Origin of the sequence: Tissierella sp. P1 (assembly GCF_002266425.1) — a bacterium.
Lineage (GTDB): Bacteria > Bacillota > Clostridia > Tissierellales > Tissierellaceae > Tissierella > Tissierella carlieri.
Window position 1 is genome coordinate 18,482 of record NZ_NPMN01000006.1, and the last position, 12,384, is coordinate 30,865.

11 protein-coding genes and 2 pseudogenes are annotated in these 12,384 nt (G+C 30.8%); 12 read left to right on the plus strand and 1 reads right to left on the minus strand.

Annotation, left to right across the window (positions count from 1 at the left end):
• The first annotated feature begins 41 nt into the window (after window positions 1-41).
• From CIW83_RS05540 to CIW83_RS05590, 11 genes and pseudogenes are all read left to right on the plus strand, one after another.
• The gene (locus CIW83_RS05540) at window positions 42-1,034 is read left to right on the plus strand and encodes a radical SAM protein (RefSeq protein ID WP_094899872.1); all 993 of its coding nucleotides are present in this window, start codon (window positions 42-44) and stop codon (window positions 1,032-1,034) included.
• On the plus strand, window positions 1,027-2,391 hold the full coding sequence (locus CIW83_RS05545; RefSeq protein ID WP_094899873.1) for a radical SAM protein: 1,365 nt from the start codon (window positions 1,027-1,029) through the stop codon (window positions 2,389-2,391). Before CIW83_RS05540 ends, CIW83_RS05545 begins: the two co-directional genes overlap by 8 nt.
• 1 nt (window position 2,392) lies before the next feature.
• Complete coding sequence (locus CIW83_RS05550) at window positions 2,393-3,127, plus strand: SDR family NAD(P)-dependent oxidoreductase (RefSeq protein ID WP_094899874.1); 735 nt, start codon at window positions 2,393-2,395, stop codon at window positions 3,125-3,127.
• 25 nt (window positions 3,128-3,152) lie between these two features.
• Window positions 3,153-4,559, plus strand: a complete 1,407-nt coding sequence (gene purB, locus CIW83_RS05555; RefSeq protein ID WP_255374284.1) for an adenylosuccinate lyase — start codon at window positions 3,153-3,155, stop codon at window positions 4,557-4,559.
• 375 nt (window positions 4,560-4,934) lie between these two features.
• Window positions 4,935-5,444 (plus strand): annotated as a pseudogene (locus tag CIW83_RS05560) (transposase); the annotation flags it as partial.
• Between the two features lie 237 nt (window positions 5,445-5,681).
• A complete protein-coding gene (locus tag CIW83_RS05565; RefSeq protein WP_094899877.1) occupies window positions 5,682-5,930 on the plus strand; it encodes a hypothetical protein in 249 nt (82 codons plus the stop codon).
• Window positions 5,931-6,354: 424 nt separating this feature from the next.
• Window positions 6,355-6,768, plus strand: a complete 414-nt coding sequence (locus tag CIW83_RS05570) for a MerR family transcriptional regulator (RefSeq protein WP_094899878.1) — start codon at window positions 6,355-6,357, stop codon at window positions 6,766-6,768.
• A gap of 1 nt (window position 6,769) precedes the next feature.
• Window positions 6,770-7,339: a hypothetical protein gene (locus tag CIW83_RS05575; protein ID WP_094899879.1), complete on the plus strand. Its 570-nt coding sequence runs from the start codon at window positions 6,770-6,772 to the stop codon at window positions 7,337-7,339.
• A gap of 175 nt (window positions 7,340-7,514) precedes the next feature.
• Window positions 7,515-7,925: pseudogene (tnpA, locus tag CIW83_RS05580) on the plus strand (IS200/IS605 family transposase).
• 19 nt (window positions 7,926-7,944) lie between these two features.
• Entirely contained in the window at window positions 7,945-9,081 is a 1,137-nt protein-coding gene (gene tnpB, locus CIW83_RS05585) for an IS200/IS605 family element RNA-guided endonuclease TnpB (RefSeq protein WP_201259691.1), read from the plus strand.
• Between the two features lie 58 nt (window positions 9,082-9,139).
• Window positions 9,140-9,391 (plus strand): hypothetical protein, encoded by a 252-nt coding sequence (locus CIW83_RS05590; protein WP_094899880.1) that lies wholly within the window; start codon window positions 9,140-9,142, stop codon window positions 9,389-9,391.
• Between the two features lie 783 nt (window positions 9,392-10,174).
• On the opposite strand, the gene CIW83_RS05600 is transcribed toward CIW83_RS05590, so the two are convergent.
• On the minus strand, window positions 10,175-10,747 hold the full coding sequence (locus tag CIW83_RS05600) for a hypothetical protein (RefSeq protein ID WP_094899881.1): 573 nt from the start codon (window positions 10,745-10,747) through the stop codon (window positions 10,175-10,177).
• Between the two features lie 707 nt (window positions 10,748-11,454).
• On the opposite strand from CIW83_RS05600, the gene CIW83_RS05605 reads away from it, so the two are divergent.
• Window positions 11,455-11,922, plus strand: coding sequence for an NUDIX pyrophosphatase (locus tag CIW83_RS05605; RefSeq protein WP_094899882.1), 468 nt, complete (start codon window positions 11,455-11,457; stop codon window positions 11,920-11,922).
• The last annotated feature ends 462 nt before the right edge of the window (window positions 11,923-12,384 follow it).

Genomic DNA, 12,384 nt, shown 5'->3' on the forward strand with positions numbered 1-12,384 from the left:
TTTAAGTTTAAAAATGTTAGTTAAATAAAGGAGAATTAAAAATGAAAGAGATAGAAATAAGAGTCTGTTTAGAGAATAAATGTAACTTTAATTGCACTTATTGTCAGCCAGGTGGAGAAGGTAGCTCACGAGATACAGAATTATTGTCAGAAAAAGACTTACTTATAATTTTAAGAAAGTTAGTAAAATATGGAGTTTCTTCAGTACGATTAACTGGAGGTGAACCTTTATTAAGAAGCAATTTTGATAATATAGCAAATGATATATCATCAATTCCTAACATTGAGCAAGTTTCTCTTGTTACGAATGGTAGTTTGTTGAATTATGAAAATGTTAATAAGATAGAGGCATCTTCAATTAGTAATGTAACGGTTAGCTTAGATACGCTAAATAGAGAGAAGTTTTATAAAATAGTAGGAAAAGATTCTCTTGATATAGTCCTAAACGGCATTGAATTATTAGTTTTAAGAAAAATTCCAGTTAGAATTAATTCTGTAATTAGTAAGTCTAATATAGATGATTTGAAAGACCTTATAAATTACTGCAGAAGAAACGAAATAAAATTGAAAGTATTGGATTTAGTACAAAATGAATTTAATGAATGGAATAAAGAATTTTTAAATTTAAATATTGTTATGAAGGAATTAGAGAAGATATCTTCAGAAAAAAATATAATCAACCATATAGGAAATTTTGGAACACCAATGACAGTCTTTAAAATTGATCCAATAGAAGTATTTATAAAAGATAATACTATTGGAACTTGTTACTCAAAAAAATGCTTAGAATGTCAAAAATATCCATGTCAATCTGGCATAGTCTCTTTAATTCTAACACATGACGGATTTTTAAAGCTATGTACATTATCTAACGAGTTTAACTTAGATTTGAAGCCCTTACTACATAATAATAATGATACAGAGAAAAAAGTTAATAATTTTTTTGATAATTATAAGAGCTCAACGTTCCAGAATAAATGGTATGAAAAATACAAGGATTCTATTAATAATCTAAAAGGTGATTATTATGAATAAAGTTCTATTGTTTTATCCAAATGCAGAAGATAAAGCACATTGGTTACCCTACGCTATATTAACATTAGGAACTATTTTAGCGGATAATGAATTTGAAGTTGTACTTATTGATGAAGTATTATATGCTGAAAATCCTAGAGAAATAGAAAAAATCGTAGAACAAAATATTGAGGATACTTTATTTGTTGGAATAAGTTCTTTTATTGGTAATCAGATACGAAACGGGTTGAAGTTTGCTAAGATAATTCGCACTTATAATTGCAAAGTACCAATTGTTTGGGGGGGATGGCATCCATCAATACTAAAAGAAGTAACAATCAAATCGGAATATGTTGATTTTATTATTCAAGGGCAAGGAGAATTGATTATACTTGAATTAGCAAATAAGCTTGTTAGTAAAGACAATAGATTTTCTGATATAGATGGTTTAATATATATGGATAATGGTTTGATAAAAGTTAATAAAGAAAGAAAGTTTGTGCAACGAAGTGAGCTTCCTAATTATAATTGGGAATTAATAGATGTTAAAAAATATATTGTTGAAGATAAAGCTATAAGTGATAAAACAGTTAGTTATATTAGTAGTCAAGGTTGTCCATTGAATTGTGGTTTCTGTAGTGAAAATGCAATGTATAAAAGAGGTTGGTATGCAAATACAGCTTATCAGATGTACGATGATATTAATTTTTTATTAAAGAATTATGATATCGATGGAATCTCATTTTATGATTCTAACTTCACTGTAGACAAAAAAAGAATACTGACATTTTGTGAATTAGTGATTAGATCAGATTTAAAATTTAAATGGGCAGCAGCAGCAGATATTTTGTTTCTAAGGGGGCTAACCAATGAAGAGTGGGAGCTACTTAGAAAATCGGGATGTACCCGTTTATTAATTGGTGCAGAATCAGGGAGTGAAAAAATTCTCAATCTAATTGGTAAAAAGTTTAAACCAAAGGATGTAATTGATATATCAGAAAAATCTATAGAGTTTGGTATAAGCTTATATTTTACGATGATTGTTGGATGGCCTGAAAATCCTATTGATGATTTTCAAAAAACTAAAGAATTAATTGAATCTATTCGCGAAAAAACATTAGAGCACGAATTTATAATTCATATTTATGCTCCTTTTATTGGAACGCCTCTATACCAATATGCATGTGAAAATGGCTATATTCCACCCAAGACATTGGAAGACTGGGCTAACTATGATTACTACAAGATAACGACGCCATGGATTTCAAAAGAATTCTTAGAAAAAGTAGAAGATTATAGAATGCATCTAAATATTAGTTATAATATGAATAAAAATAGAAAAAAATATAAAAAAGATATAGTTGATAGAGGAGAATAACATGTTAAATCTAAATAATCAGATAGCTTTAATTACTGGTTCCTCAGGGTACCTAGGAAGAGATATTTCGATGCTGTTAGCAAGACATGGGGCAACTGTAATTTTGCATTATAACGAATCACTAAAAGAAATTGAAAAACTCGAAGAAGAAATAAAAAGAATAACATCTAATTATTATATCGTTAAAGCAAATCTGACACAGGATAGCGAAATTGTTGATATGTTTAAGGGGATTTCAAATAAGTTTAAAAAAATAGACATATTAATAAATAATGCGGGAATTGCGCATAACAATTATTTAGTTTATATGCAAGAAGAACAATGGGATGAAGTTTTAGATGTAAATCTAAAGGCTGCTTTCCTCTGTTCAAAATATTCAGCTAAAATGATGATTCAATCAAATAAAGGTTGCATAATAAATGTAATATCTGGTGCTATATGCACTCCATCAATAATGCAAGTCAATTACATTGCATCAAAGGGAGGGCTAGCTGCAGTTACAAAGGCATTAGCTAAAGAGTTAGGGCCGTTTGGAATAAGAGTAAACGCCGTATCGCCAGGACCTTTAAGCAATAAAATTAATAAGGAACAGGAAAAATATATTTTAAAAACTGCTGCATTGAATAAGATTTGCACTACACAGCATGTTGCAAATACAGTGTTATTTTTATGTAGTTCTATGGCAGAGATTATAACTGGGCAAATCATTAATGTTGATGGTGGAATAACTGTTTAGGAAGGGAGATAATATTATTAGAAAAATATATAATAGTCCATTTAGTTCAAGATATTCAAGTAAAGAAATGAGATATATATTTTCGGATGATTATAAATATCAAACATGGAGAAAATTATGGATTGTATTAGCTGAGTCTCAAATGGAATTAGGATTAGATGTTAGTTTGGAACAAGTAGAAGAATTAAAAAAAGAGCAATTTAATATTAACTACCAAGTTGTCGAGAAATATGAAGATATATACTGCCATGATGTTATAGCTCATATTATGGCATATGGATTACAATGTGCTAAAGCAAAACCTATAATCCATTTAGGTGCTACAAGCTGTTTTATTACGGATAATACTGATATTATTATTATAAAAGAAGGTTTAATTCTAATCAGAAATCAAATTTTGAAAATTATTTCAGAGTTATCTAATTTCGCTAAAATGTATATAAAAACACCTACACTAAGTTACACACACCTCAAACCAGCTCAATTGACGACAGTTGGCAAAAGGACAACTTTATGGATTTATGATTTACTTATTGATTTACTTGAAATTAATGATATATTAAGCAATTTAAAACTGCTTGGTTCAAAGGGGACAACTGGTACACAAGCAAGTTTTTTAGCTTTATTTGATAATGACCACAATAAAGTCAAGAGACTTGATGAATTAATTACAACTAAACTAGGATTTAAAGAATCAGTCGAAGTTTGTGGGCAAACATATTCTAGAAAATTTGACACAAAGGTAATGAACGCTTTATGTAATGTTGCACAAAGTTCAGCGAAGTTTAGTAATGATATTAGATTTCTACATCATCTGAAAGAGATAGAAGAACCATTCAAGGAAAAGCAAATAGGTTCATCAGCAATGCCATATAAAAAAAATCCAATTGGAAGTGAGAGAATATGTGGATTGGCTAGATTTATTATTAGTAATAATATAAATTTTCATTTAAATTTTTCATCCCAATGGCTAGAGAGGACATTGGATGATTCATCAAATAGAAGACTTTGTATACCACAAATGTTTTTAGCATTGGACACTATCTTAGATCTATATATTAATATTATAAATGGTTTAAAAGTAAATGAAGATATAATCTTAAGCAATGTTTTAAGAGAAATGCCATATATCATTATGGAAAATTTAATAGTAAATGGTACAATGGATGGAGGTGATAGGCAGGAACTTCATAAAAATATGAGAGATTTGTCGAATAGTATTTCAAACTATGATAATATTAATATTAACGTTAAAGATTATATAGTAACAAATATTTTAAAAAATTTTTCATTAAATATAACATATGAAGAGTTAAGTAAAAAAATAAAAAGACCTGAAGATTATATTGGACGATCAGTGGAGCAAGTAGAAGAATTTTTAGAGAACCATGTTGAACTTTTGTTATCAGATGCTGAAAAGATGATGATATGAAAGTTACATAAATAAACTTTTAATGAATATACAATAATACGATTTTACAAAGTTTTGTTAAAGATTTATAAGCAAAAGTAAGTAAACTATAAATAATAGATGGGTTGCAAAATCATGACCACCCGTAAAAATGAAGCAGGTGGTATTCATAAACAATCAAAGACCAGCTATTAAATATCAAGAAATAATTTAATTTATTTTGCCTGTGAGAGTATAGAATTCACGCAGATTCCGTCAAAGAAAAAAGAGTTCCTTGACAGAATCTGCCGTAAATTCTTATGTAAAATTGGGCAAAACAAATAAACATAAAAAAGAGTTATTTAAGGTTAAAGATAAGGTTATTTCAATACAACTATCTAATATCAGGCGTGTAAGGTTCATTCTTATGGATTCTCAGGATACGGAAAAGTGAAAGATATCCATCACTGTTTATGCTGGGCTCATCTCAGACGCTATTTTTCAGATGCCCTTCCTAAGGATATGAAAAGTCCTGAAGCAACTTTACCAGCAACAGGAATAGCATATTGTAACCAGCTATTTGAGTGGGAAAGAGAGTTTAAGAACCTTACTCCAGAAGATAGGAAAATTAAGCGTCTAGAGAAAGAAAAACCAGTCCTAGAGGCCTTTTGGTCATGGGTAGAAAGTGCTAATGAAAAAGTACTTCCTAAATCTAATATTTGGAAGGCTCTTCAATATGACCTAAATCTTAAAGAAAAACTAGAAACCTATTTAGAAGATGGCAACTGTGTTATCTCAAATAATATAGCGGAAAATAGTATATGGCCATTTACATTAGGGAGAAAAAATTGGACTTTTTGTGGTAACCCTGAAGGAGCCAATGCAAGTGTATGTGTATATTCACTAGTTGAAACAGCAAAAGCCAATGGTGAACTTACCATTGACAGAGCACTGGAAACATATCTTAAAAAAGAATAGATAAATCAAAGATTACAAGCCATTCAAGTACGTAAAGAATTAACTGATGAATGGAATAATTGAGGTGTAAAACAAGGAATTGAATATGCAATACTTACTGATAAAATTATAAAAGCATGGGCAGGATTAAGTATAGGACAATATAAGAAGCTTAAAGGATTAAAAAGGGAGAACTTAAGAGATAATATGTCTACATTGGAGCTTGTACTAAATATGCTAGCTGAAGCAACTACTACAGAATTATCAAAGACCACTGAACCTAAAAACTTTGATGAAAATAGAGGAGTGGCAATAAAAGGTGGAAGTATTGCAGGAAATGCTCGGAAGGAAATTGAAAACACTACTGGTAAACCTGTTCTCACAGAAAAAAGTGCTGTTGATTTTACTAGAGTTATTGCAGATATTATTATTGATAGGGAAGACAATAAAAAATAAAAGCAAATAATGCAAGTAATCAGAAATATATAATTCATACTATATACCTACGACATCATTATTGTCACCTCAAGGCATATGGAGTGTGTGGTGTTGGTGTCAAGGGCAAAAGAAAATACGTTGAAATAAAGGCTTTTCAGTCTTAACGGATAGAAAAAAGCTGCTTGAAAATTTAAATATATCGCTCTGCGGGAACAAGTCCAGACAAGCGTTTTTCCTTGTGATAAAACGATTTAGATATTTTTCCGATTCTGCTAGGGCTGTGTGGGCAAGTTGGATGTGCGGAAGTATTGGACCAATTCAGGATTTTTTATCTAAAAACATTTATTTACCCTTTGACTCTGCCGTTGGGTAACAGTTTATACTATAATTAGACCGACGATAAGGAGGATTTATATATGAATGAAACTAATTAAAATTAGATATGTATCAACCCAAATCAGCCCGTGTACTTCGCTGCTATGAGGATATGGGCTTGATTAACAGCACTCGTAGCGATGATTATGCTTATAGAATGTATGATGAAGAAGTGATAAAACGGTTGGAACAAATACTGATTTTGCGTAAATTGAATATCAGCATTAAGGATATACAACGTATTTTTTGTACTCATGGCTCTGATGTGGTATTAGAGGTGCTTGGCAAAAAGGTTGACGATATAGACGGCGAAGTCTCTCTTTTACACGAACTAAAAGAAATTGTGCTTGAGTTTATCAAGCAAGTAGAAAATGCTGATTTCGGCAAAGATTCCGATGTGAAACTTCTTTATGAAAAGGCAAGAGAAATTGAAAATCAACTTAAAATTTATGTGCCAATTAAATTGAAGGGGGAAAAGTAAAATGGCAAGAGTTTATGGAATTAAAAAGAAGTTGTTGCTAAATAATGTTGATGAAAAGATAATAAAAGAAATCATCGGCAACGAAGATTTGGTAGATGTTATTGTGCGAATGGAGAAATTGCTTGATCCCGATATGATGCATGAGATTTTAGATTCATGCGCTTGTGGAGGCGGACAGGAATTTTTAAAACAATGTAAAAAGATTGGAAAAGACCTGACTGGTAAATCATTAGATGAAAAGGTAAATCATCTGAATAACAACATTTTTGATTCAGAAAAAATTATTCTCAACGGGAACAATTTATTGACAGGAACTCTTTCATACAAAGGAAATGAAAAATACAAATGCGTCTGTTCCGCCGCCGTAAAAAAGGGCATGACGGTTTCTGATCTCACAGGCGATGCTGCTGATCGCGCTATGCCGCTTTCTTATTGCTTTTGTTGTGCCGGCTCATTTCGGCGTCACTTACAGCTACAACTGGGTGTTGGGCTGAAAACAAAAGAAGTTGTTTCATCTCCGATTAACAGCAAGGGGCAAAAACCTTGTGAGTTTATTTTTGAGATAGTATAAAATAATAAAGCGCAATGTGTATAAATGAAAATTGATGACTCGCCACGCACACTCGTGACTTCAGTCGTGGGTTAGTGGCGAACTGCATATGTTACCATGAATATCATAATTAATTCTGTAATATACTAGATTTCTTCAATTACATATGCTAATCTGGGATTAAGAAGGTTATCATATGTCAAAAGTAACACATGGAAGAGGCTATGTATACTCAATTAAGTATCATATAGTATTGTGTACAAAGTATAGACATAAAACTTTACAAGGTAAGATAGACGATAAATTAAAAGAGATAATAAACGAGATAGCAAGCCCTATGTAGTAGGATAGTTTTACCATAGAGGAAATAGAGTCGGATTTAGACCATATACACTTATTAATAAATTGTAGTCCACAACACTATATCCCAAACATTATAAAAGCTCTAAAAGGTGTAAGTGCTAGATTGTTATTTAAGGAATTTCCAGAGTTAAAAAAGAAATTATGGGTTGGACACTTATGGAAGCCTAGTTACTTTGTTGCTACTGTATCTGAAAATACAGAAGAACAAATAAAAGAATATATAAAAAGTCAAAAATCAAAATAGAAAAGAGGTGAATTTATCTATGAAGAAAATAATTAAAGGTTATAAATATAGGATATATCCAACAGAGAAACAAAAATTGCAAATAAATAAGACTTTTGGATGTTGTAGATTTGTTTATAATTATTTTTTAGCTATAAGGATTGAATTATATAAAACAGAACAAAAGTCGTTGTTCTATAATAAATGTTCAGACATATTAACCCAATTAAAGAAAGAAAAAGAATGGTTAAAAGAGTCAGATAAGTTTGCTTTACAGAATAGTTTAAAAGATTTAGACTCAGCCTATAAGAATTTCTTTAAGGAAATTAAAAAAGGCAATAGCAATCAAGGATTTCCTAAGTTTAAATCTAAAAGAAACAACTATAAATCATACAAGACAAACTTTACAAACAACAATATAGAATTAGACTTTGCCAACAACGAAATTAAATTACCTAAATTAAGATGGGTTAAATGCAAACTTCATAGAAAGTTCACTGGAAAAATATTGTCAGCAACAATTAGTTACGTACCAAGTGGTAAATATTTTGTTAGCTTCAACGTAGAGCGTGAACATAAAGAATTACCTAAGAATAGTAATACAATAGGACTAGATTTAGGTGTATCAAATTTGCTTATTACAAGTAATGGAGAAACTTTTGAAAATAACAAACTAACATATAAATATGAAAAGAAATTAGCAAAACTACAAAGGAAATTAGTCAAGAAACAAAAAGATAGTAAGAACTTTCATAAACAAAGAATCAAAGTAGCTAAATTGCATGAAAAAATAACCAATATCAGAAAAGACAAATTACATAAGATTTCTTCACAAATAGTTAAAGAAAACCAATTTATCTTTAGTGAAGATTTAAATGTAAAAGGTATGGTTAAAAATCATAAACTAGCAAAATCAATACATGATGCGTCGTGGTACGAACTAACAAGACAATTACAATATAAAGCTGAGTGGAACGGCAGGATATATCATAAAGTAGATAGGTTTTTTGCTAGTAGCCAAATATGTTCTAATTGTGGATATATAAATAAAAATATAAAAGACTTATCAATCAGGACATGGACATGTCCTAATTGTTCTACTAAGCATAATAGAGACATAAATGCCAGTATAAATATCCTAAATCAAGGAATTAAGGATTTAGAATTAGCGGTGTAAAAAAATGTAGGGTAGGAACTATCCGAATTAACGCCTGTGGAGATAGTAGGTTGCCAGGTTGAAGAATCAGGAAGGTCTAGTAGCGATGCTAGAAGCACGTGACTTTAGTCATGTGAGGTTCACTATTCAAAGTGTTCCTTATAGGATATCTGAACATTTTATAGAAAAGAAATTAGTTATTATATGCCCCAATTGGGGCATATTAAAATTTAAGCTTAAATTAAAGGAAGATTTATCTATGAACAAGTTTATTTTCATGAACCTCAGGGAAAAATCGCCAAGCGGATGCTTTTCAAAAGTGATAATGTAATTGCCTTTGTTCTAAACATTGCAAAGGGGGAAATACTACCAGAACACACACCTGGAATCAACCATTTTCCTGCAGGTCATGGAGGGTAATGCCAAGGCTATCACGGATGGCAATGAAACCTCGTTGCAGGTGGGTGAGTTAATGCAGGTTGATGTGAAGGAAAGTATGCAGGTTATAAACATAGGCGAAGATGTCTCACGCCTTTACGTCACAATTTCACCAATGGGTTCAGAGGCCTTTGCAACAGGTGCAAATTTTTAATGACTTTTTTCACCATTTATACTACTATACAAAGTTGATAGATAGAAGGTGAGATAAGCATACAGTACCTCTGCTTACAAGGAGTGACGAGTTGTAAGTAGAGGTACGTCTCATGCCATGATTGTCCAAGAAGTCGAGCATGGTGAAGGCTGATTGGGAGCAAGCTACGACTGAGAGTATAATCCTGATGAGAAGTTAATATTTGGCAACATCAATCGAGAAGTATTTAATAGATTCCAGAAAAAATTATTGTATCTGATGATGATAATAGTAAAACTTATTACAAATTTAATGATACTGAAAAGTTAATGAAAGACTTATGGGGTAGGAAGAATACAAAGAGTCTTGATAAAACAAGGCTTTTTTGATATTAAAATCGTAACTTTATTGTTCTGTGTGAGCATGGCCAAGGCAACAGATTTGATAGTAAGTGGTCAGATTGAATGTAATAGTCCTGACCTATACTCAGTGGTGTATGAGTACATAATTAATTTATCTACTCATACACCATTAAAAATTTATTTATTTATTTAAGTATTTAAAACTGAGATCTGCTTCGAGGAATCGCTTTAATTCACGAGATCTTCGAAAGGGCTCAGTGATATCAATGAACAGTAGGTGTACGGCCTCCCAAGTAAAAACCCATCCGCCAATCAATAAGCTTTCAAGGAAAACCCTTGAAATAATACCGTTTTTCTTAATATTGATTAACGCCCCATATGCAGATAATAGTATGAGGGATATAAAAAGCAAATGGATTGAATTTCTAACGAGTCTTTTTGTTTTTCTATTCTCTAACCGTTTTAAAGAATTATAGTAATATCGATAGCTCGTGCGGATTAGCTCGTCTTTTTCTTTACTGATTTCAACTGTATTCAAAGAAAAGACGATTTCCAACTTTTTTCTCAAAGGAATATCTTCTGAACATAAGTCAAGAAATTGTGCTAGCTCAGCATGTATGTCACGCTTCTTAAAAGCAGAATTATCCCATTCATGAAAAAAATCAATATAATCTTCAAGAGCAATATCTATAATGACACGACCTGTATCAAAGTTTCTCCTATATAGTGTTTGGTAATTATTGGATTTTTTCATTAAATCACCTTCAGGAATCATTAAAATTTTAGACAATTAATAGTATATATTACCTTTAAATACATTATTCGATACTGAACAAATTATGGGTATTATTAACCTTAATACATAAGATAATGACTGCAAATTATTAGTAATGTTATCTATTCTAAATTTCAATATATTAGACTCCTTAAAGGAATGCTTGTAAGGGGAGAAATAATAAAGGAAGTTATGGTATAATAGGAATAATTTAAGAGCTATAAAAACTACATGTGTTAATATATCAAAATACCATTAATGAACTAATATCATTTGAGGGTGAAATATGTTAAAGAAATGCAGAAGATATAATGAAAGATTAAAATATCAGAGAAGAATAAAAAGAATTAATAATGAGAGGGATAGGTAATAAATTTACAAGGTAGGAATGTTTAACCGTATACGTTTTTAATTACTGAGAAGATGATATCGAGGGTGTAATATAATCCTGATGGTGTAACAAAAAGCCCGAATAAATTAAAGATAAAAAACCAATTGTTTTAGAAATATACTCTTCCACCAAGGAGGTACTAGATACTTACGACATCATTATTGTACTCTCAAGGCATGTTGAAGTCGTTCTTCTACTATCAAGAAAATAGTGTTGTGATTCTTGCATAATAGATTATTAGTTGAGTAGAGATTTGTAAAGAGGGATAAATTCAAATTTGTAGAGGAGAGATATGATGCCAAGGGCAAAGTTTCAAATATTAGTAATACCATATGTTATACAAGATGAGCAAATTAAATATTGTATGTTTTTGAGGGCGGATATGGGTATTTGGCAATTTATTGCAGGTGGTGGAGAAGATGATGAAACTCCCATAGAAGCTGCGAAAAGAGAATCTAATGAAGAGGCAAATATTGCGTATACAACTTCATATTATATGTTGGATACTTGTTGTAGTATTCCTGCTGAATGCTTCAGTGAAGCTGATAGACAGCGATGGGGAGAGAATTGTTTTGTTATTCCAGAATATTCTTTTGCAGTGAATGTAAATGGAGCAGATCTAAAATTATCACATGAACATATCAAATATGAATGGCTTGATTATGAATCAGCAAGAAAATTGTTGAAATATGATAGTAATAAAACTGCCCTTGGTGAATTGAATACCAGAATTAAAAGAGGATTACTTGGTGAAAAGAAATAGCATAACAGATTTCTTTTAAATAATATACAAAAAGTAATAATAAAAAAATGTAATTTTTGCTAATATGCAGAAATAATGATAGTGAGAGTAGTATTGATGATTATATAAGATCTTTTAGTTATAATTATTTTCCTAGAACGAAGATATTGTACAAAGGAGCATAATATCTAATTTGCCAAAACTCTTATTGATATTTAGCGTGATTTGAATAGAAGAAAACAGGTTTAATTATAAAAGTTATTAATTTGGATTATATTCAACAAATAGCTAGAAGTTGGGTTTTAAAAAGTAACTTTATTAGAAACCTTTCCACCAAGGGGTTACTATATACATACGACATCTTTATTATCCTCTCAAGGCATGTTGAGACGGTAGCATTGATAACAAGGGCGTAAGCCTTGATTTTACAGGGGGTTAATGAATTACATCTAAATCAACCACTCAGCTAAAAGTGTGTTTTTT

Excerpts from the sequence above, each read along its gene's own strand:
- CIW83_RS05540 (WP_094899872.1), top strand. The coding sequence starts at position 42 with ATGAAAGAGATAGAAATAAGAGTCTGTTTAGAGAATAAATGTAACTTT.
- CIW83_RS05545 (WP_094899873.1), top strand. The coding sequence starts at position 1,027 with ATGAATAAAGTTCTATTGTTTTATCCAAATGCAGAAGATAAAGCACAT.
- CIW83_RS05550 (WP_094899874.1), top strand. The coding sequence starts at position 2,393 with ATGTTAAATCTAAATAATCAGATAGCTTTAATTACTGGTTCCTCAGGG.
- CIW83_RS05565 (WP_094899877.1), top strand. The coding sequence starts at position 5,682 with ATGTCTACATTGGAGCTTGTACTAAATATGCTAGCTGAAGCAACTACT.
- CIW83_RS05570 (WP_094899878.1), top strand. The coding sequence starts at position 6,355 with ATGTATCAACCCAAATCAGCCCGTGTACTTCGCTGCTATGAGGATATG.
- CIW83_RS05575 (WP_094899879.1), top strand. The coding sequence starts at position 6,770 with ATGGCAAGAGTTTATGGAATTAAAAAGAAGTTGTTGCTAAATAATGTT.
- tnpB (WP_201259691.1), top strand. The coding sequence starts at position 7,945 with ATGAAGAAAATAATTAAAGGTTATAAATATAGGATATATCCAACAGAG.
- CIW83_RS05600 (WP_094899881.1), bottom strand. The coding sequence starts at position 10,747 with ATGAAAAAATCCAATAATTACCAAACACTATATAGGAGAAACTTTGAT.
- CIW83_RS05605 (WP_094899882.1), top strand. The coding sequence starts at position 11,455 with ATGCCAAGGGCAAAGTTTCAAATATTAGTAATACCATATGTTATACAA.